Source organism: Mycobacterium spongiae, assembly GCF_018278905.1.
Classification (GTDB): Bacteria; Actinomycetota; Actinomycetes; order Mycobacteriales; family Mycobacteriaceae; genus Mycobacterium; species Mycobacterium spongiae.
The window spans coordinates 4453311-4473772 of record NZ_CP046600.1 but is presented as its reverse complement, the minus strand read 5'-3'; the positions used below and the strand labels follow the sequence as shown (position 1 = coordinate 4473772).

13 protein-coding genes and 3 pseudogenes are annotated in these 20462 nt (G+C 61.4%); 10 read left to right on the top strand and 6 right to left on the bottom strand.

The window, feature by feature from the left end; translation table 11 throughout:
• Positions 1 to 48 precede the first annotated feature (48 nt).
• Positions 49 to 582: pseudogene (locus F6B93_RS18210) on the top strand (PE family protein); the annotation flags it as partial.
• Here the strand turns inward: F6B93_RS18210 and F6B93_RS18205 are convergent.
• Positions 566 to 2998: a bifunctional aminotransferase class I/II-fold pyridoxal phosphate-dependent enzyme/GNAT family N-acetyltransferase gene (locus tag F6B93_RS18205; protein WP_211696329.1), complete on the bottom strand. Its 2433-nt coding sequence runs from the start codon at positions 2996 to 2998 to the stop codon at positions 566 to 568. The pseudogene F6B93_RS18210 and the gene F6B93_RS18205 overlap by 17 nt on opposite strands.
• A 122-nt stretch (positions 2999 to 3120) precedes the next feature.
• Between F6B93_RS18205 and F6B93_RS23145 the strand changes: the two genes are divergently transcribed.
• Positions 3121 to 3351, top strand: coding sequence for a hypothetical protein (locus tag F6B93_RS23145; protein ID WP_246541187.1), 231 nt, complete (start codon positions 3121 to 3123; stop codon positions 3349 to 3351).
• A gap of 107 nt (positions 3352 to 3458) precedes the next feature.
• Here F6B93_RS23145 and F6B93_RS23140 read toward each other — a convergent pair.
• Positions 3459 to 3677: pseudogene (locus F6B93_RS23140) on the bottom strand (PE family protein); the annotation flags it as partial.
• A gap of 143 nt (positions 3678 to 3820) precedes the next feature.
• Here F6B93_RS23140 and F6B93_RS23485 point away from each other — a divergent pair.
• Together F6B93_RS23485 and F6B93_RS18190 are read left to right on the top strand one after the other, a co-directional pair.
• A complete protein-coding gene (locus F6B93_RS23485; protein ID WP_281426110.1) occupies positions 3821 to 4342 on the top strand; it encodes a hypothetical protein in 522 nt (173 codons plus the stop codon).
• Between the two features lie 23 nt (positions 4343 to 4365).
• The gene (locus F6B93_RS18190; RefSeq protein WP_211696328.1) at positions 4366 to 4533 is read left to right on the top strand and encodes a hypothetical protein; all 168 of its coding nucleotides are present in this window, start codon (positions 4366 to 4368) and stop codon (positions 4531 to 4533) included.
• Between the two features lie 1000 nt (positions 4534 to 5533).
• On the opposite strand, the gene F6B93_RS18185 is transcribed toward F6B93_RS18190, so the two are convergent.
• Entirely contained in the window at positions 5534 to 5731 is a 198-nt protein-coding gene (locus tag F6B93_RS18185) for a zinc ribbon domain-containing protein (RefSeq protein ID WP_211696326.1), read from the bottom strand.
• Positions 5732 to 5918: 187 nt separating this feature from the next.
• Here F6B93_RS18185 and F6B93_RS18180 point away from each other — a divergent pair, with 187 nt between their 5' ends.
• The 3 genes from F6B93_RS18180 (at position 5919) to F6B93_RS18170 (ending at position 10150) form a co-directional block, all read left to right on the top strand.
• Complete coding sequence (locus F6B93_RS18180; RefSeq protein ID WP_211696324.1) at positions 5919 to 6305, top strand: PE family protein; 387 nt, start codon at positions 5919 to 5921, stop codon at positions 6303 to 6305.
• A 582-nt stretch (positions 6306 to 6887) separates the two neighbouring features.
• Positions 6888 to 7313, top strand: a complete 426-nt coding sequence (locus F6B93_RS18175; RefSeq protein ID WP_246541157.1) for an MmpS family transport accessory protein — start codon at positions 6888 to 6890, stop codon at positions 7311 to 7313.
• Positions 7310 to 10150, top strand: coding sequence for an MMPL/RND family transporter (locus F6B93_RS18170; RefSeq protein WP_211696323.1), 2841 nt, complete (start codon positions 7310 to 7312; stop codon positions 10148 to 10150). The genes F6B93_RS18175 and F6B93_RS18170 overlap by 4 nt, the downstream gene beginning before the upstream one ends.
• Positions 10151 to 10369: 219 nt before the next feature.
• Here F6B93_RS18170 and F6B93_RS18165 read toward each other — a convergent pair whose 3' ends face one another.
• Positions 10370 to 10681, bottom strand: coding sequence for a transposase (locus tag F6B93_RS18165; protein ID WP_211696321.1), 312 nt, complete (start codon positions 10679 to 10681; stop codon positions 10370 to 10372).
• A 384-nt stretch (positions 10682 to 11065) separates the two neighbouring features.
• On the opposite strand from F6B93_RS18165, the gene F6B93_RS18160 reads away from it, so the two are divergent.
• Positions 11066 to 13474 (top strand): ATP-binding protein, encoded by a 2409-nt coding sequence (locus F6B93_RS18160; RefSeq protein WP_211696320.1) that lies wholly within the window; start codon positions 11066 to 11068, stop codon positions 13472 to 13474.
• A gap of 279 nt (positions 13475 to 13753) precedes the next feature.
• On the opposite strand, the gene F6B93_RS18155 is transcribed toward F6B93_RS18160, so the two are convergent.
• Positions 13754 to 15262 carry a cyclic nucleotide-binding domain-containing protein gene (locus F6B93_RS18155; RefSeq protein WP_211696319.1) on the bottom strand — a complete coding sequence of 503 codons (1509 nt, stop codon included), beginning with the start codon at positions 15260 to 15262 and terminating at the stop codon, positions 13754 to 13756.
• A gap of 190 nt (positions 15263 to 15452) precedes the next feature.
• Positions 15453 to 17201, bottom strand: coding sequence for a patatin-like phospholipase family protein (locus F6B93_RS18150; protein ID WP_211696317.1), 1749 nt, complete (start codon positions 17199 to 17201; stop codon positions 15453 to 15455).
• 287 nt (positions 17202 to 17488) lie between these two features.
• Between F6B93_RS18150 and F6B93_RS18145 the strand changes: the two are divergent.
• Both F6B93_RS18145 and F6B93_RS18140 read left to right on the top strand, forming a co-directional pair.
• A pseudogene (locus F6B93_RS18145) lies at positions 17489 to 17698 on the top strand (PPE domain-containing protein); the annotation flags it as partial.
• A 269-nt stretch (positions 17699 to 17967) separates the two neighbouring features.
• The gene (locus F6B93_RS18140; protein ID WP_211696313.1) at positions 17968 to 20307 is read left to right on the top strand and encodes an ATP-binding protein; all 2340 of its coding nucleotides are present in this window, start codon (positions 17968 to 17970) and stop codon (positions 20305 to 20307) included.
• The last annotated feature ends 155 nt before the right edge of the window (positions 20308 to 20462 follow it).

Sequence of the window (20462 nt, the reverse complement as noted above, 5' to 3'; positions counted from 1 at the left end):
AGGTGGCGGTGGTGTGTCGACGATGGCCAGACCGGTGGGAGGCTAGCGATGTCGTATGTGGTGGCGGTCCCCGAGGTGGTTGCGGCGGCGGCAACGGATTTGGCGGGTATTGGTTCGACGTTGACTGCGGCCAATGTGGCTGCGGTGGTGCCGACGACCGGTGTGTTGGTCGCGGGTGCTGATGAGGTGTCGGCGGCGGTAGCGGAGCTGTTTTCTGCTCACGCGCAGGCCTATCAGGTGCTGAATACGCAGATGGCGGGGTTTCACGCCCAGTTTGTGCAGGCCCTCACCGGTGCCGGCGGCGCGTATGCCGCGGGCGAGTCGGTCAACGCTTCGTCGTTGGCGGGCGTGCAGCACGAGGTGTTGGCCGCGATTGACGCGCCCACTCTGGCGTTGTTGGGGCGCCCGCTGATCGGCAATGGTGCGGATGGGGTGGCGCCGGGACAGGCCGGTGGGGCGGGCGGGTTGTTGTATGGCAACGGGGGTAATGGTGCGGCCGGAGTGAACCCGGGGGTGGCCGGTGTTGGTTGGCGTCAATGGCCAGGCGGCATAGTCTTCTCTGCGGCTAGTGGCTCTTCCGGCCGGTGGCTACCGCGGCGACTGTGTCATTGAGGAGTGCCCCGTGATAGTCATCGCTGGTCCGCACATAGAGGCAGATCCGTTCGGTGCGGGCGCCGAGGCGGCGCTTCTCTATCTCGCCGTCCATACCGAGCCGCAGTTTGCGCATCGAGAGGGCACGGGCTCGGCGAACAATCTGGAGGAGCATCGAGCGGTAAATGTCACGGTGTCTCCAGGCGTCGTCTAGCCCACAGAGCAAGGGTGCGTAGGTATGGCCGTGCTTGTGCGCGGCCCAGAACGCGACCGGCTGCTGCGGGCCGGCGGCGTCGGTGCGAATCCGCACAACCCCCAGCTCCCATGCGGGGTTGCGCAGCATTTCGGGCAGGAGGCTGGGGGGCACCCGAAAAACGTTGATCCGCAACTTTCTTGCTGCAAGTTGTTCGAAGAGGTCATGCAGGTGCACAGTCTCCTCCGTGGTTAGTGGCGCGAGGCCGGAACCGTGGAAGCTCACCTCGGTGTCGTCCACGTGCTCGAGAGCGGGGCGTAGCTGGTTGCGCTTCTTCTTGTCGAGCCCGGCGTACCAGGTTTTCTCGTCGGCGCCGTCGAGCGTTAGCGTGTGGGTGTCCAGGATCGGCACCTTGGCGAAGCCTTCGTCGAGCATGAAGGCGTCCATTTCGGTGTCCCCATCGGGCAGGTCGCGCAGCATGATCGTGCTCGCTTCGCAGCGCTCGGCTTCCTCCTCAGCGGCGGCCACAATCATTCGCAATGCGTCGCGCCAGGGACCGGTGCGGTCCAGATAGATGTGATTCCCCTCCGACAAGGTGGACCCGGCCATAATCACTTTGGACGTAAGGTAGTAGGGATCTGTCGTCCGGCGCTCTTCAATCTCGCGTGACACATCCTCGGCCGAGAGCATGTCGTCCTTCGCCAGGAGCGCGGTGAGGAAAGTCGCGGCGACTACCTGCCCGGACCGATCGCGGATAACGAGATAGCGGAAACGCCAACGGTGCTCGGGCGCAGCGTTCTCGCCGCCATAGATCGCCTCGGCCGCCGCCATCGCGTCCCAGCTGCAATGCGCTGCGGCTCCTAGAACGGCGTCCCAGGTGGCGCGATCGATCTGGTGAATTGAGGTCGCGCTCTGCATCCGTAATCCGTTGCCTTCCGGCGGCGTATCCGCGACGGCTTCGCGCGGAATAGCGTTCGCGAAGTCATCGGCGAGTTGACCGTCGGCGACCCCGAAGTCGCGCAGGACCGCGGGGATATGGAAGGCCAGTCGATCGATGGCCTGGTCGATCTCAGCAAGGGTGTGTGCCGCGGTGACGCTGAGTCGAATGCCTCCGCGTTTCATCGGGACGGAAGGAAACACCGAGCAATTCACATACAGGCCATCGTCGAGCATCCGCTTGGCGACCTCGTAGACGACGCGCGGAAGCCCGCACTGCAGGAAGAAGATCGGGGACTCATTCACGGCCATGGGTGGCAGGCCGGTATCGCACAGCCGTGTGTTGACTCGGTCCACCCCGGCCCGCAGGGCGGCTTGTAGCCCGATAATTTCGGGGCTCAGATGAATGAGCGCGGCAGCTCGGACGGCACCCATCATCGGTGGTTGCATCGGTCCGCTGAATATCAGCGGACCGCCGGTGGTCCGTACCAGATCCCGCTCTTCGGGATCGCTGAATACCAAGCAGCCTCCGCCGGCGCCAAATCCTTTGTTCAGGGAGGTGGCGATCACCACACGGTCGTTGAGTGGGAACCTGCTAAGGAAGCTGCCCCGCCCGTGGCGCCCAGTCCACGACATTCCATGGGCGTCATCGACGTAAAGCCGCACGTTGGGCGCGACGGCCAGGATCTCCTCGAGGAGCTGAGTTGGGGCCATGTCGCCGAACATCGAGTACACCCCGTCGAGGCCGAACCACACCGTTCGATGACGATTCGCCAGTTGGCGGATGGTGTCACAGGCCTGGTCAAGGTGATCATGGCGGACTAGCTCTACCCGGGTCCCGCCCGCCCGGGCCTGGTTGGCGCCGAGGTGGACGGAATGGTGAACTTGGTGGTCGAGCACAATCGCGTCCCGCTCGTCAGCAAGAACCGGCAGGGCCGTCAGGTGCCCAAGCGTGGTGGTAGGGGTCACCAACGCGTACCCGCCGAAGAGCTCGGACAGTAGCGCCTCTACCTCTGCATAGAGCGGGTTCGAGACGTAGGCCCGCGAGCAGGAGAACTGGGTTCCGTACCGTGTCACCGCTTCGGCCACGCCATCGACCAACGCGGGATGGAACTCCAGGCCCAGATAAGAGCACGAGGAAAAGGAGGTTACGGGTCGCCCGTCAAGAGTGATGGACCGTCCGTCAAGCTCCTCATCCTTGCTGTCGAGATGCAACAACCCGCGTCGCTTGCCAGCATCGACGACGTCCTTGATCATCCCGATGAGTTTGCTGTCCATGGTTCTTGCATCCTTGGGTGGCGGATCGGATGAACTGTCTACGCGAGCGGACTCGCTCATTCGCACGAATGCTAGGAATCCACGGCCGAGGCTGCGAGGCCCGATGTTGGGGGCGGATAGATATGGCGACGCGGTGCCCGGCCCGGCTACGCCAATCCGTTGAGCCCATCTTCACCCACCAAGAGCCCGCTGTTGCCGCCGGCGCTGGGGCTGCCGGCGGTGCTGCCGGTGCCGCCGGTGCCGCCCGTCGCGCCGCTCGTGCCTGCCCCGGTGGTGCTGACGCCGCCTTCACCGCCGTCACCGGAGCCCCGCGTGCGCCGTTGCCGATCAGCGGGCGCCCGGTCAGCGTCTGAACGGGCCCGTCGATGGCGTTGAGCACCCCATGCAACGGTGAGACACTGGCGGCTTTCGCGCTGGCATAGGCGTCCGCGCCCGCGGTCAACGCCTGCACAGACCGGGCATGAGACGCCGCCGCGTGCGTACTGATCCCTTGGTAGCCGTGGCTGTGGGCAGAAAACACCGCTGCGATCGCCGCCGAAACCTCATCCTCGGCCGCGGCGACGATCTGCGTAGTCGTGGCCGCCGCGCCCGCATTCGCCGTGCTCAGCGCCGAACCGATCCTGGCGAAATCGGTTGCCGCCGCGGCCACCGTCTCCGGGGCCGCCGTAACAAACAACATCACAGCCTCTTCACAACACGTCCACCGCTGTCCAACGAGTAGTTCATGACGCTCCTCCATTCTTCTGAGTGCACGTACCCGGTTCTTGCCCGAGACTTCGAGACCGCCCGCCTGCGTGCCGCCGTCACTGTTTATATCAGTACATGGAAAGGATTGCACAGGATACGGAAGTAAATACTGCACCGAGCCGTGGGCCGGGTCGTGGTGGGGATGCCGGCCTGATCGGCAACGGCGGGGCCGGCTTCAGCCCGGCCGCCGAGGCGGCCGGCGGGGCGGGCGGCGCTGGTGGGCATGGCGGATGGCTGGACGGCAACGGCAGCGCCGGCGGCATGGGCGGGACCGGCGGCATCGGCGTTGCGGCCGGCCCCACGTGCGCGACCGGCGGCAGCGGGGGTGTCGGTGGCGCCGCCGGGCTGTGGGGCACCGGTGGGCCGGCGGGGCTGGCGGGCAGCTCTTTGGCGCGCCTGGCACGCCGGGGTAGCTACGCCATCACCGTCGCGCGGGACAGCCCAGACCCTGCGTTTGCCTGGAACGGTCATGAGCTAGCTTTGCCCGACGCGTCCACCCCGGCTGGACCGTTCGTCGTGGTTGTCGACGGGCGTGAGTTGACCATCGGTGGCGTCTATGCAGTGCATCCCCGCCGCCACACCGATCAATGGCGATGAGGTGACCGCTGCTCTCGATGCCGATGAAGCGCAAGGCTTTCAAGTGCATTTCCGGCCTGGTGACGACCCCTATTTCCTATTTGACCCTTGCCGATGCCCCTCCCCTCGAGGTGCTGACTCGCTCACTTGCGCAATGGACTTTGTATGGCGTCGATCAGCCGGGTGTGTCCGATGACGATTCGGACGCCTAGATCGCGCGAAGCTACGGTCTTGCCTGCTAGCGAGGTTGGCCAAAGCAGCATCGCCACGATAACCAAGACCACAACATCGCCTCTTCCTGACAAGAAAATGGATAACCTCTGTTATGCATGTGAAAGTGCCGCATATTTCATCAGATGGATCAACGCCTGGTTTTGTGCGATGCGGTTCGTTAGCGATGTCCTTGCCCGAAAACTGGCACTGCGCTGTCCCGTTGCCGTCCACGCCGCAATCACGGCATAGTGGAAACCCCGCAGAGCCTCAGGCGAAACGCCCGCTCGATTTACACCACGCCACGGGACGTGACTCGGCAATCTTGGGCTCACCCAGGACGCGGCTTGCCCGCGCTGCGTCGTGTTTGGTGATCCGTTTTGGTGAGTTGGACCGCCACTACTAGCGCAGTCACGCACCACGCTGCGGAGGAAAACCCGACAAGCCAAAGCCCCCATCCAACACCCGGAATTGGGATATCAGAGCACTCCGCTACGTGTTGATCGATCACGAAATGGGAGCACGCCGCTACGTTGGCCGTCATCACCCTGGTGATGCTGATTACCCCGGCGGTCAAACACGCCGCCCCAGCGACAAACACGCTCCATGTGAGCGGAAGAGCCCAACGCGGCCAGAACGCGTTCCTGGCCCAGAACAGCACGATGAGCAGGGCAACACCCGACACGGCGCCGAGGATCAACGCCGCCACACGCCAATTCGCGGGTTCAAGGCCCACACCTGCGGCGTAAATCGCTGATCGATCTGCCCACGGGGCCATGCTGCCGACGACAATGCCCACAGTCGCTGCGAATGCGCCGTACAGGTTCCGGCGATGGTACGGGTTGACGTTTGGCGGCGACTCCGACAACGGAGTTTGACCCGCAGATCCAGATTGGGCAACCACCAGTCTTTCCTCGACACGGGAATTTGGCAAGTCGTGTCGCCGCGCTGCTCGAAGCGCTGAGCTAGCTAGAGCTAGAGCGCTAATCTCCTTCCGCCTCGTCATGCGATAGCACCATGCCATCGACGACTACCGTCGGCCGCCGAAAAGTCGGGCAGATCGTGCGGTGTCTCGTCGGTTAGTCCGGTCAATAGGCAGCGTTGCGAGGTAAACGCTGCCGGCGCCTTCACCACCGTTGTCCCGCTGGAGCGGGCCGACGATTCCAGCGCCAGTGTGAACTGATGCCAGCCCTTGGCCATGTTTTCACGTTCCTCCAATCCCGGACCCGCCGTCCGCACCAGGGTGGTAGCGGCGGGTATCGGTTTACGCGGTTCCAGGGTCTCGGGTTCGACGGGAACCAGCTATGGTTATATCAGTACATACAGCAGGCCGTATCGGATACGCCCGTAAATGCGATCTGGTTTGGCGATGGGAAGGACGGCGATGATGGCGTTTCTGGTTGCGGCGCCACCGGTCATGGCAGCGGTTGCGGCGGATATCGAGGGCATTGGCTCGGCAATCAGGGCGGCCAATGCCGCTGCGGCAGGACCAATTTCGGGCCTGCTGGCAGCTGCCGGCGACGAAATGTGCGCCAACATCGCGAACCTGTTTGCCGCATACGGCCTGGAATTCGGCCGAGGTGGCACCGTTGGGACCGGCGGCGCTGGCGGAACCGGCGGAACGGGCGGCACCGCAGATTTCGACGGCGTTGAATTCCCAGGCGAACCCGGCTCTCCGGGCGACGATGGCTCTCCCAACGACGGGGTCAACGGCGGTGCCGGCGGTGCCGGCGGTGCCGGGGGCGGCGGCGGGATCGGCGGCAACGACCAGTGAAACTCGGGCAACAAGAGCGTTGTACAACCGGCGCGATCGTTCTGAGAGCACGTGGGTAGCTCAATGAGCGTTCTTGTCGCACGCCGGTGGCTGTTACGCCATGGTCGGCCGATATTGATCGCGCTGGTTTCCGCAGCCGCGTACGGCGGCTGGGCCGCGTTCGCCCATCATCACTATGGCTCGGCGGTGGCCCTGCATGCGGGCATGACGCAGGCAATCCTGTCTTTCATCGCCACGCTGGTGCTGGTTTCGGTGCTCGAGCGCCTGTATCGCTGGTCGGCAAGTCCTCTGGCGGGTTCGGTGGTTGCTCCTTCCGTGACGTCGATGGTGTTGGTGGTGTGGCTCGCGGTGGGCCACTTCCTGATGGGCACGCCGCACGTCGTGGCGGCGATGGCACCGTCGGTGCTCATTGGTACCGTTTTGTTCTTCATCTACGGTCACGGGCTACTCGTGCAAGACCGGAAAGCGCAGAGAGCGCAGGAAGGTGCAGTCCCCGACACAACAGCGGATTCCGGATCGCAACGACCGCCTGGCATTTCGCGCTTCGCGGTTTCAGACCGCAAATTGCCACGTCAAACCGGGATCGGCCTGATCGGACGCATTTCGACACCGCTGATCGGGGTCCTCGTTGTGGCAGTTGCGGCCGTCATCGTCTTGCGGCTGCACGAGACACTCGGATTCCGTCAAAGTGTGTCAGGCTCCGGCGAGCCCGACACCATTGTCTCGTTCAACCCTAAGCGCATTCTCTACGAGATCCTGGGCCCGCCGGGCAAGGTCGCTGGCATCAACTATCTCGATGCTGAAGCCCAGCCACACCAGCTCGATGGGGTAGCCCTACCGTGGTCGCTTGCGATCGTGACCACGCTGACCTCGGTGGTAGCCAACGTGGTGGCACAGAGCGACAGTAAGACCTTGGGTTGTCGGATCACGGTCAATGGCGTGACCCGCGATGAGCGTTTCGTGTCAGCTCATCATGCTCTGACCACGTGCTTGGTGAAGTCCGCGTGAGTACCGAACATGCGTCTGGGTTCCCCAACGCCGCCGCGCGGATAGTTCGGTCGTTGTCGCTGCCGGTCATTCTGTTTTGGCTGGCACTGGCCGTCGCCGTGAATGTCTTTGTGCCACAGCTAGATGTTGCCGCCAAGAACCATTCAGTGTCTCTCGCTCCAGAGGAAGCTCCGTCGCTGATCGCCATGAAGCGCATCGGCAAGGATTTTCAGCAATTCGACTCCAACACCACAGCGATGATTGTGTTGGAGGGCAGGGACAGGCTTGGTGATGAGGCGCGCCGGTTCTACGACACTCTGATCGAGAGACTCTCAGAAGACAAGGCGCATATCCAGCATATCGATGACTTCTGGGGCGATACCCTCACAGCGGCAGGGTCGCAGAGCTCCGACGGCAAAGCTGCTTATGTCGAGCTGTATCTTGCTGGCGATCAGGGCGGCGTGGAGGCCAACGAGTCTGCTGCTGCAGTCCAACGCATTGTGGACAGCGTGCCGCCGCCTCCGGGGATCAAGGCTTATGTGACCGGCACGGGTCCGCTGTCCACGGATCGACGTGATTACGCCGACCGTAGCCTGAAAAGGATTACCGGCATCACCTTTTTGGTGATCGCAATCACGCTGTTAGCCGCATACCGCTCTATCGCGACAGTCCTTATCGTGCTGTTTACTGTCGGGATCGAGCTGGTTGCGGTCCGGGGTGTGATATCTGCCCTGGCCACGCACAGAATCCTCGGCTTGTCGAGTTTCGGCGTCAGTGCCCTCGTGGCGTTGACGATAGCGACGTCCGTCGACTATCTCATCTTTCTTATCGGGCGCTTTCAGGAAGCACGCGCAGCTGGCGAGGACCGGGAAGCTGCGTACTACACCATGTTTCACGGGACAAGCCACGTGGTCCTGGGTTCAGGACTGACCATCGCCGGGGCGATGTTCTGCCTAACCTTTACCAGGCTTCCCTACTTGAGCAACCCTGGATTGCCCAGCGTGATCGGTTTGCTCATGGTGATCCTGGCCTCCTTGAGCCTCGCTCCGGCCATAATCACCGTCGCGAGCCGATTCGGGTTCCTCGAGTCCAGACGACCACAGAGGACCCGGTTTTGGCGACGGACCGGCACCGTTGTCGTTCGATGGCCTGTCCCGGTATTGGTCGCAGCGACCCTGGTAATGGCGATCGGGCTGCTCTCCTTGCCAAAATATCACGCTAACTACAACGATCGGTTTTATATCCCCCGCGACGCGCCATCCAACATTGGTTACAACGCCGCCGAACGACATTTTCCACAAGCCCGCCTGGCACCCGAGCTGCTGATGATCGGGGCCGATCACGACCTGCGCAACCCAACAGACATGCTGGTACTGGATAGAATCGCCAAACGCGTATTTCACAGTCCTGGCGTCGCGAGGACGCAAACCATTACCAGACCGTTGGGCACTCCGATCGACCATAGTTCGATCCCGTTTCAAATAGGGCTCCAAGGCACCATGACTATTCAGAACCTAAAGCTCCTCAAAGACAGCGTCGCCGATATGCGAAGAATAACCGATGAACTGCAACACATGATCGACATCACCGAGCGCATCGACAGCTTGATGCGACAACTCACCGACGTCGTGCATGACATGGACGCTGACGCCAAGACGATGCAGGTCAACACCAACGAGCTCCGAGATCATCTCGCTGACTTCGACGATACCTGGCGACCGATACGCAGTTACTTCTACTGGGAACGCCATTGTTCTGCCATTCCCATTTGCTGGTCGCTGCGCTCTTTGCTGGACGGCCTTGATGGCGTCGACAGACTCAGCGAGGATGTCGGCAATCTCGTCCATAACCTTGATCAAGTCGACGTCATCCAGCCTCAACTCCTCGCCCAGTTGCCGCAAATGATCGCGACGATGCGGGCCGTGAAGAGCATTTCTCAAACAATGGCAAGCACCTTCGCGGGACTTGTCACTCAAATGGAGGACGTCACCCGGAACGTTTCAGCTATGGGTCAAGCGTTCGACGCGGCTAAGAATGATGATTCGTTCTATCTACCACCTGAAACTTTCGACAATCCAGATTTCCAACGTGGCCTGACGCACTTCTTGTCCCCCGACGGCAAGTCAGCGCGATTTATCATCACCCACAAAGGCGAACCGGCCAGCCTCGAAGGAATGTCGCATATCGACCCGATTTTGTATGCCGCCGACGATGCCGTGAAGGGAACCCCGCTAGTGACCGCACGCATTTACCTGGCCGGGGCGGCATCGACCTACAAAGATATCCATGATCGCGCCACTTACGACCTCATGATTGCCGTCGTAGCGTCGCTGTGCCTCATCTTCGTGATAGTGCTGACCATCACCAGTAGCGTCGTCGCCGCCGCAGTCATTGTCGGGACGGTCGCGGGCTCACTGGGTTCCGCCCTCGGAATATCGATCCTTATCTGGCAGCACATCCTGCATATGCCGTTCCACTGGATGGTGCTGCCCTTGGCCACGATCGTCATGCTCGCAGTCGGATCGGATTACAACCTCTTACTGGTCGCCCGATTCCGGGAGGAAATCGGAGCGGGCCCAAAAACCGGCATCATTCGATCTATCGCCAACACGGGCGGAGTCGTCACCACCGCCGGCGTCGTGTTCGCCTTGACGATGGGCTCAATGGCCGCGAGCGACCTGCGTGGCATAGCCCAATTCGGTACCACGGTGATGATCGGACTCTTGTTTGACATCGTCGTGGTCCGGTCCTTTGTGATGCCGTCGGTTGCGACCCTGCTGGGTCGCTGGTTCTGGTGGCCTCTCCGGGCTCACACCTACGCGACACCGCGACTGGCGCGCACCAACGCAACCGGTTGAGCAACCCGTCCGCCGCGCGGAGGCGCTCCGATCTATGACCACCTGCGCGAATCCATCGAGGCGCACTTGAGCTTCGTGGTCACCGCGCTGGCTGCCAGCCACGACATCGAGCACCGAACCGGTTGGAGGATGAACAAATTCGTGGGGACCGCATGCCACCACCGAAACTGGCCAATCCTGTTATCCGACAAGCGGCTCGAGCGGAGTGCCCTCGCCTAATCAGTCTTCAACGATCGCGCGTCGGCGTCTTGGCGGCACCACCGCCCGCTCGTTGAACAGCTCGCACGCGTCCCGGGTCAATGTCAGCTCGGCCTCCAGCGCCGCGATGCGTTCGTGGGCTGTGCCTAGCTCGTCGGCCTCCACACTGGGAATGCCCTGGATGACACCGGCATCGATCAACGCCTGACGCTTCCACCGAAACAACGTGGCTTGAGCTATGCCGGTCTCGGCCGCGATCGCAGCGACCACCTCGCCCCAAGGCAGCCGAGAAACGATTTGCCGGCACACACCGGCCCGATACATACGGGGCATGTGACCTTCGATGATCCCTTTGCCCCAACTCTCACAACGGTGGACCTACGAACGGGGTACAGACCTCCTGGATCAACCGATCGGGGTCAGGCCGCTGAACCTCAGCCAGCGGAGCTGTTGGTTTCGTGGCTTGAGGTCTGCAAAAACGGTGCGGGCAGACCCGTTCACCGTAGTAACATCAGTACACGCCTGAAGGTAAGGCATGATACGAGAGCATATGAGGTGGAGAATTGGCTAAATGGGCGTCCGAAGGTGCTGAGAACTCCGACCTGGCGGAAAAGCTCCAGCTGCCGCCCGTCTAGCACCGCGGACGAGGAGCCGTAAATGCCGCTCTCTAACAATGAAATTCAAGGCTTCACCTTGACCTGAAGGAGCATGCCAGTGATGAAGGAAACCGCCCGATCCGGCTATCCTGGTCAGTTGACTTTCGACTACCTCGATCCCCGGATGGATCGTCGTCTCCGAGGTTTATTGGCTGAAGTAGCCGCAGCATCGCGGCTCAGGCGAATCGCAGGGGTCTTCATCCTCTTTGGTGGCTTTATGTTTGGTGCTTTCACCAATGAAATCGGAGTTCATAACGGCTTCGCCTTTGCGGCCCTAGTCGCTTTCTCGGTTCTTGTGGCAACGTGGCTGTGGGCGCGCCGTTCCTGGAAGACGAGATATCCCATCGCGGCCCACATCTGCATCGGTCTTGAAATTACTACACTTTGGGTATTATTCATAATTTTCATCGGCTACCAACACCAAACTACGGTGCTTTATGCATTTTTTATCGCCGCGGGTGCGTGGTTACTCCTTGGGAAACGAGCCGCTATTATTTGGGGGCTCGTGGCGACGGCTGTCTACTCGTTGCGATACATTTCGCCGGATGCCGCGTCGCACACTTTCGGGCCACGTCTGTCCAGCATTGTCGCCGCGACAATAGTAGGAAGCGCCGGCATTGCAGCGCTGTGGGCTATTGATCGACAGTATCGAGCCGCGGCTGAGCTGGCGGTCGTGTTGAGTTTCGAGCAGAATGCTGCGGTTCGATTGGACTTTCAGTATCGCCTAGCGGAGACTGGCCGCAGAACCGCCGCACTGGGACATGAGATTCGGCCCATGCTCGAGGAACTTGCCGACATCGCTACGGACGCTTGCCGGTTTGTCGGAAGATTGGCGCGCAGAGAAAATGCGGGTGCGCCGAGGGAGTTCGTTGACGATCTCGAGATCGGGTGGGAGACGATTCGGCGCCATAGTGTTCGCGCCTCCTCGGTTGCCCAGACGATGACGCGCTCAGAGATCGATCGACATGGACCATCTGCCGACGAGCTAGTCGACATCGGTTCGTTGATTCAGGAGCAAGCTCTCGTGCTTTCGGCCGTGTTCACCGTCGAAGGCTCGGCACACGTCCCGATCGCTACTGATGTCGACGAGCTGACGTCAACGTTGGTTGCAGGCCGGTATGGTGCGCTCGCCGAGATGCTGCAAAACTTGATCACGAATGCTGTCGATTCAATCGGAGAGAAAACGCGACGAACGAGCGGCGAATTTCAAGGCTGCGTGCAAATAACGGGTCGTTTGCTGGCTAGCGAGGTCGAGATCCAAGTGATCGACAACGGGCTAGGTCTTGACCCGAGCAAAATTGAAGCGTATTTCGAGCCGTTTTACACCACGAAACCGCCTACTAGTGGCCGCGCGGGCCTGGGTTTGCTGACGGCCAGGGCGACCCTGGTCGAGCTTGGTGGTGAACTCACCCTGGAGCCCGAGCCGCACCAAGGTGGGGCCGTGGCCACTGCCACCCTGCCAATTGCCGTGTCCGCCGCCGAGCAGAGCAATCGGCCGCACGCTGAGGCGCCCCCAGCTGCTCCTGTTGAAACGCCCTCGGTCCAGCCGTCTGAGTCATCGGAGGTTTCGGAGACCGATGCGGAACTTGTGAGATACCGTACGAATCGATATCGCGTGGCTACAGTGCTGACGATACTCACACTGACCATCGTGGGATTCGGGTTCGCTGACGGCCAAGAGATTTGGATTGCGATCCTGGCAACCCAGATAGTCGTGTCGATCGGGAGCTGGGCGTGGTTCGAAGGCAATCCAGGGGCACGATTCGGCGTTGCATCGCGCATAGTGTCGTATTCCGTGGGCCTGGGGGCGATCGTCCTGGCAGTTACCCGAGGCACGGTTGATTTCCCGCTGATAAGCGCGCTACGGAACGATTACCCGCCGATCGGCATGCTTGTGATCGCGTTCGCAGTCGGTTACGGATTCGCTGGTCTGCGACTCTCGCTTGAGGTGGCCGTGCCGACAGCAATCATCGCGTTCGTGGGATTGGTTGCGATTGACCCTTTTGCACTCGAGCCCATTACTTTGGACCCGTCGCTGCTAGCCGCAGGATCCGTGCTGTTGCTAGCGGTATTGGCGGCTCTGATGTTAATGCCGCATTCGTTTTCGGTGGCGTCGGAAGTCGCGAATAGATCGCGGGCGCTGCTCCAAAAATTGCGTGAGGCGCGAATCGAGACATCGAACGCTGAAACGGCAGCCGCGCTGGGCCGGGTTAGCAGCGGAGTCTTGCATGAGGTCGCAAATCCTCTGAATTTCATTCAAAACTTCGCAAAGGTTATTCTCGACAGTTTCACCGAATACAATGTTGATTCGGCAGCGTACCGATCCGAACACGATCTATACCAAGCAGCAGTGAGAACTCATCGCCTCAGCGTGGATATTAATGGCCGGCTCGACTCCCTCCGATGGTCCGCCAGCAGAGATGAGCTGCTTTCCGTGGGGCAGGCAACGAAGCCTCAGCAGGAATTGTGACTCCAGCGACACACCCGGGTATGCGGGAGGGCGCATCGGTAGTCGGCGGTATGCCGGTGGATGTGGTACGTGTCGTTTCGGCGTAGCCGCCGGTCGTCGGATGTGCGTCCCAGGGTGCAGCGCCCAGATCGTGCCCACACCGCCGGGAATCTGGGCCCGACATCGCACCAGTGAGATGGTGCCATGCACGGCGCCGCTGATGTCCTCAGTCACTGCGCTGGGGAATACGACCGAAGACGGTGAAGCCCCCGCCGATCCGCTTGAGCCGCGATGCGGCGTCTAACCCTCCGAGGCAGGTGCGGCGTGATCGAGGCGTGCGGTGACAACACCGTTGGCGATGTCGCGCATCGCGGTATCCGCGTTGACAGCCTCGCTGAAAGCCGTGCCGTCGAGCGCCCACAGGACCGACGGGTCACGCGCCCGCACCGTCGCCGTGCGCCGCGAGGCGTTGAGCAAAGCGATCTCACCGAAATGGTCGCCAGCGCAGAGCCGGCGCGTGAACTCGCCGTCGACGAGCGCCTCGAGCTCGCCGGATTCGACGACGAAGAAGTGATCGGCTTGATCGCCCTGGTGGAAGAGAATCTCCCCGGAGCGCACCTCAAGACGCCGATAACCCCCGATCGAGAGCAACGGTAACCGGCTGAGCGCTTGCAGCGGAACATCGATGTTCAAAAACGATGCCACGATGTCACCTTGGTCGAGCAGCCCGAGATGCGGGTGCTCGCTGGCGATATCGGTGACTACTGCACTTGCGGCATGCACCACTGCGGCCGCCAGCAAAGCCATCGTCAGCGCCATCGACGCGTCACCACACATCGCGGAACCGTCGAAGTTGACCGGGAACCCCGAATTCAACAACGTTGCGTTAACGCTTCCGTCGGAGATCTCGAGATCTGCATGGCAGTCGTAATTCGGCGTCGCGCGCTGGCGTAACGCGACGGCATCGAACTCACGGTCAGACGAAGACGCCGACATCAACACCACGTCGGGGCGCAGCAATTCGTGCATTGCGGCGGGCACACTCGTTGCCCCGGTGGCGCCAATGATCACGTCGTAGTCGCCGATCACCTCCGGTAGATCGATCGCGGCCGTGTCCCCAGAGCGCGGGTCGTACAAGTCCACCAGGTCGTGACAAGGACGCAGCACCTGCGCCAGCGCAGTCCCGATTGCGCCCGCGCCCGTAATCAGGATCGCATTGCCGGAGTCAACCGCCGAAATACGCTCGAAGGCCGTCTGCGTCACGCGTGCGGCGATAATTGGCGACTCGTATAACAACTTCGCCGACGAGCGTGCGATGTTGATAACGGGAAACCCGAGTTGGCAACCGAGGATCTTCGCGTAGCCGGCGGACGTCTGCTCGATACCGATCACGTCAGCGCTGCCATCGAGCACCGCCCCTGCCGTGGCCAATAGCGATCCGCCGTCGTCGAGGAGCACTACTCGCGCGCTCCGCCCGGCCACCAGCCGATCCCAGGACTCGCCGAAGAACCGTTCCACGTTGCGCGTGTACTCGGCGTCGAAAGGTTCGTGGGGCGCATAGGCATCGCTGGAATCGTCGACATAGATGCCGTCGGCACGCATCGCCTCAACCACACCAAGGTGTGTTGAGTAGCACTTACCGATCAGCGCTACGTTGCGCGGGTCAAGCCCCACCCCAAACAGCGAGCGCAGCATCGCATGGGTCGTCTCCAGCAAATGTTGGGCAGCGATAAGAACCACACCATCGAGGCTTCGGTGGCGCGCGCCAACGATCGCGTCCACCAGAGGAAATGTTGTGATAGGCATCACTATCAGAAACCTAGCACGAACCCACCCGGAGTTGAGGAAGGGTTCGGTTCGGCGTTCACAGAATTTGGTCCGCGGCGGTGTAGCGCTCACCTGCCGCACGGTCTATGGACCCCCGACCCGGGGGCTGCTCGCGTACAACGCTTCTCGTCACGACAACATTGAGCCGGACACTGATCCTGTGGCCCCGCGCTCAGCAACCGAGCCGCGGGTGTGCGTCGAGAGCCATTCGAGTTGCGGTCCGCCCGGCGTCCATCGCGGCTTCAACCTGTTTGAAATTCAACATTCCGATCTCGGTGACGTCGGGTTCGATGACAGCGGCAACTCGGGGAAACTCATGTAGGTTCCGGCTGCCGGACGAGAAATCCATGCTGCGAAGCAACGTCTCCGGCAACGACGGCAAACCGACATCCGCGCCGGTCAAGACTCGCCGAACGAATCCGGGAGGCCGGAGGATTGACGGCAGCAAATCGAAGCCGGTCGACGGCTCAAACCTTCGACGTAGATCCACGCAGATAACCTCGCCGTCAGGGTCGGCGCACATCACGTCGGCCGGGAGGTTGTTCACCAGCGCACCGTCGACGAGGATCTGGTCGCCGCGTTGAACTGGCGGCAAGAGACCCGGGATCGAGATCGATGCCCGCACAGCGTCGGCCACCCGCCCCCGCCGGTGGATGACCTGGTCGCCAGATATCAGATCCGCGGATATGCAGAAGAATTCTTTTTCCAGGTGCTCAATCAAGCTATTGCCGAGGAGTTTCTCCAGCAGCCGATCGAAGCGTCCACCTCGGGTGAGGGCCACGACGGGGACCGCGAGGTCGCCTAAAGGGTTGCTCTGCGTGGTCAACTCTAATGCCACGGCTATCGCAGCTTCGGGGTTCATTCCCAGCGCGAAGGCCGCAGCGGCGATAGCACCGATACTCGTTCCGCCAAACCGATCTATGACGATGCCCGCCCGGGTGAGCTCTTCGTACACACCGAGATGCGCGAGGCCCCGAACACCCCCACCCGCCATCACCAGCCCGAGGGACCGCCCCGCGATCCTGCGGGCCAGTGCGCCCATGCCATCGTCATCAGCGCGATGATGCGAGACCGGCGCCAGGACATCCCACCAAATCGAGTCGGCTTCCACCATGCACGTGACCAAGTGAACCGGACCTTGGGAAACGAGTTCGAACGAGTCTGGCGGACGGGGCTGATCGACAAGGACCACAAGTCGGTCGCCTTGCGCCGCGACGAATCGCCGCCAGTTGTCGCCGGAGCCTCGGTCGGCCACCACCAAGACCCAATCGTTGTCTCGTTCCGCCCGATCAAGGACTTCGCTGAATGCTTCGACAAGATAGGCGTAACTGGGGACTTCTGCAGTGGCGTCAACGGGTGGAGCCACCACCGCAGCCCGGCCGTAGGAGCCCAGTCGAGTCACGATCGCGTCAGCAGTCGGGATCGCGGCGGTATCCCCGGTCGACAAAACACCAATGACCCGGGGACGCTGAGAGATGCTGGCAGATCGTGACTCCTGAAGCATCCCCGCCATCGCTTGCAGCATCGCCGACTGCAATCGTGGAGCCCGCGCGAGCACCTTGGTGAACGTGTCAGCCGCGATCTTCCAGACGACGCCGTCACGAAGAGCTCGCACCCCGGCCGAGCGGGCCGCGCCGGCGATGACGCCCAAATCCCCGATCGAGTCACCGGACGCCATCACGCGAATTATCTGTCCGTCGGCACCAACGGCCGCGAACCTCCCCGAGTCAACGATATAGATGGCATCCGATGGGTCACCGACGTGAAAGAGCCACTCGTCGGCCGGGACGTGGTGGCGATCTATGGCGGTCAAGAGTTGATCGAGCTGTTTGTCAGCGACACCAACGAGCATCGGAACTCTACGAAGCACGGCTCGCTTATCAGCCGCAGGTTGTTCCGGCTGTCGCGGTCGAGTGCTCACGAGGCGCGGCTCATCGTATCCCGTTGCGATGCTTTGATTCCCAGCACGCGGAGCCACACGGTTGCGGGATCACCTGGCCAGCACATCGAGGGGCTACAACCTGGCTCGCCTTACGCATCGTCGTTCCTCCGCGACACTCAAGAAGGATCGGGTCTCAATCAGGAGCGTACCTGCCGACAATCCTGGTATGTACTGATATAAACAGTAGACGGTAGCACGCACTGCGGGCGGTCTGGACATCTCCGGCAGGAACCTGGTACGTGCACTCACGAAAATGGAGGAGCGTCATGAACTACTCGGTGTTGCCGCCGGAGATCAATTCGTTGCGGATGTTTGCAAGTCCGGGGTCGGTGCCGCTGCTCAACGCCGCTGCGGCTTGGAACGGGTTGGCATCGGAATTGGGGGCAGCGGCGTCGTCGTTCTCGTCGGTGATCTCGGGGTTGGCCGGTGACTCCTGGCAGGGTGCGGCTGCGGCGGCGATGGCGGCCGGGCAGGCGAAAGCGGTAGCCGGTACACCGACATCCCCCGAACGCCGGATGGAGCCTCATTCAGATTGACCGGTTGCCCTATCCGGCGATCTCAAGACGATTTAGCCGCGCCTGAGCTGGCTTGACGAATTCCAGAGTAGTGTGCGTCACTGGAAATCAATGAGTCGTAGGTTTGCCGGTGGGCTTTCGACTTTGTCTGGGGAGAGCGACGTCCTATGACGAAAACTGCTCGGTCTGGCGATCCTGGTCGGCTGACTTCGGACTACCTCGATCCTCGGATGGATCGGCGTCTGCAAGGTTTATTGGCTGAAATCGCCGAAGCATCGCGGCTCAGGCGGATTACGGGGATCTTCATCCTATTCTGCGTGTTTGTGGCCGCCGCCGCCGCCAGCGAAATCGGAGTTCATAATCGCTCCGCGGTGCCGGCATTAGTTGGGTGCTTGGCACTCGTGGCAACGTGGTTTTGGGCACGCCGTTCGTGGAAGACGAGGTATCGGCTCGCGGCGCACATCTGTATTGGCTTTGAAACCGCGATCCTATGGGTGTCTTTCGTTATTTTCACAGACGTCCAAGCCGCAATTTCCGGGCTCCATGTGATTTTCATTGTGGCGGCCGTGTGGTTGTTGCTTGGGAAACGAATCGCTGTTATCTACGCACTTGTCAACATTGGTGTCTATTTCTTGAGCTTCTTTGTCCCCGTCGTCGCGCCCAACGCTTTCGGGCCGCCTGCGGTCAGTATCGTCGCTACGGCGTTGGTGGGCGGTGCCGGGGTCGCGGCGGTGTGGGCTATCGATCGGCAGTATCGGGCGGCAGAAGAGTTCACGGTCGTGTCAAGTTTTGAAGAGAATGCCGCTGACCGGCTGAACTCGCAGTATCGCCTTGCGGAGACTGGCCGCAGAACCGCGGCGCTGGGACATGAGATCGGGCCTATGCTGGTGGAACTCAAAGACATCGCCGAGCGGGCCTCCCGATTTGCTGGGCAGTTGGCTCAAACGGAGCGTGAAGGCGAACCCAGGGACTTCGTCGAGGACCTCGAAATAGGGTGGGAGACAATTCAGCGCCATAGTGCCCGTGCTTGCGCGGTTGCTCAGACGATGACACGCTTTGATATTGACCGGGATGGCCCCGTCGCCGATGAGCTGGTCGACGTCGGTTCGTTGATTCAGGAGCAGGCTCAGGTGCTTGCGGCCGGGTTCAACGTGGTGGGGTCAGCGCGGGTTGCAATCGTTACTGAGGTCGGTGATCTGGCGTCGACGCTGGTGGTGGGTCGGTACGGCGCGCTCGCGGAGATGCTGCAAAACTTGATCACCAATGCCACTGATTCGGTTCAAGAAATGGCCGGACGATCCGATGACGAATTTCACGGCCGTGTGTGCGTGCGGGGACGGGTTTCCGGCAGTGATGTCGAGATCGAGGTGATCGACAACGGGATCGGAGTCGATCCGAGCAAAGTGGAAGCCTATTTCGAGCCCTTTTTCACCACGAAACCTCCCACCAGCGGGCGCGCGGGGTTGGGTTTGTTGACGGCCAGTTCGACTCTGGCCGAGCTCGGTGGTGACCTCAGGCTGGAACCCGTGACGGGCCATGGGGGGGCAGTGGCTACCGCCACATTGCCGGTTGCCGTATCCACCGCTGAACCGAGCCGATCGAAGCCTGCCGAAACACTCCAACATGCTCCGAGCCCGGCGGTCACACCGGCAGAGTTTCCCGACAGTCTTGTGACCCGCGAAACATACTGTACGGATCGATATCGCGTAGCAACCGTGCTCACGATACTCACGCTGACAATCGTGGGGTTCGGGCTCGCATACGGTCAAAAGATTTGGATTGTGATTCTGGCGATTCTGGTGGCCGTGTCGGTAGCGAGCTGGGCGTGGTTCGAAAAGAACCCGCGGGCACGGTTCGGCATCGCATCGCGGGTAGTGAGCTATTCGGTGGGCGTGGGAGCCATTGTACTCGCGGTTACCCGGGGGACGGTTGATTTCCCGCTGATAAGCGCGCTGCGGAACGATTACCCGCCGATAGGGATGCTTGTGATCGCGTTCGCAGTCGGTTACGGATTCGCTGGTCTGCGGCTTTCGCTTGAGGTGGCCGTGCCGACAGCAATCATCGCGTTCGTGGGATTGGTTGCGATTGACCCGTTTGCACTCGAGCCCATTACTTTGGACCCGTCGCTGCTAGCGGCAGGATCCGTGCTGTTGTTGGCGGTATTGGCGGCTCTCGTGCTGATACCGAATACGTTTTCGTTGGCGTTGGAGAAAATGCGCCGTTCGCGGTCATTGCTACAAAAATTACGGCAGGAACGAATCGAAACCTCGAAGGCCGAAACCGCAGCAGCCCTGGGCCGGGTGAGTAATGGAGTCCTGCACGAGGTGGCAAATCCGCTCAACTTCATTCAGAACTTCGCTCACGCGATTCTGGACAGTTTTTCTGAATATGACGTTGATCGAACGCTGTACCGCGGCGAATGCGACCTATACCAGGCGGCGGGGCGAACTCATCAGCTCAGCCGGGACATCAGTGGTCAGCTCGACTCTCTCCGATGGTCGGCCAGCAACGACGACCTGAGTTCCCACGGTCGAGCTAGTGAGCAGCGGCGCGAACGGCTAGTCCATTGACGGGAACAGGTTTTCGGTGGATTTCTGTGGAGCCCCGGTTATCGACAATTTCGACATCGGCCGTCCGGGCAACGTGGAACCGTTTCGCCACGTGCCCTCGCGCAGGGGTACGCCCGAAGTTGGACTGCGTGGCCAAGCAGCAAATCGTGCCTGCG

What these genes read in the sequence shown, in the direction of transcription:
- F6B93_RS18205 (WP_211696329.1), bottom strand. Translation starts at nt 2,998, where the DNA reads ATGGACAGCAAACTCATCGGGATGATCAAGGACGTCGTCGATGCTGGC.
- F6B93_RS23145 (WP_246541187.1), top strand. Translation starts at nt 3,121, where the DNA reads ATGGCGACGCGGTGCCCGGCCCGGCTACGCCAATCCGTTGAGCCCATC.
- F6B93_RS23485 (WP_281426110.1), top strand. Translation starts at nt 3,821, where the DNA reads ATGGAAAGGATTGCACAGGATACGGAAGTAAATACTGCACCGAGCCGT.
- F6B93_RS18190 (WP_211696328.1), top strand. Translation starts at nt 4,366, where the DNA reads ATGAAGCGCAAGGCTTTCAAGTGCATTTCCGGCCTGGTGACGACCCCT.
- F6B93_RS18185 (WP_211696326.1), bottom strand. Translation starts at nt 5,731, where the DNA reads ATGGCCAAGGGCTGGCATCAGTTCACACTGGCGCTGGAATCGTCGGCC.
- F6B93_RS18180 (WP_211696324.1), top strand. Translation starts at nt 5,919, where the DNA reads ATGGCGTTTCTGGTTGCGGCGCCACCGGTCATGGCAGCGGTTGCGGCG.
- F6B93_RS18165 (WP_211696321.1), bottom strand. Translation starts at nt 10,681, where the DNA reads ATGCCCCGTATGTATCGGGCCGGTGTGTGCCGGCAAATCGTTTCTCGG.
- F6B93_RS18160 (WP_211696320.1), top strand. Translation starts at nt 11,066, where the DNA reads ATGAAGGAAACCGCCCGATCCGGCTATCCTGGTCAGTTGACTTTCGAC.
- F6B93_RS18140 (WP_211696313.1), top strand. Translation starts at nt 17,968, where the DNA reads ATGGATCGGCGTCTGCAAGGTTTATTGGCTGAAATCGCCGAAGCATCG.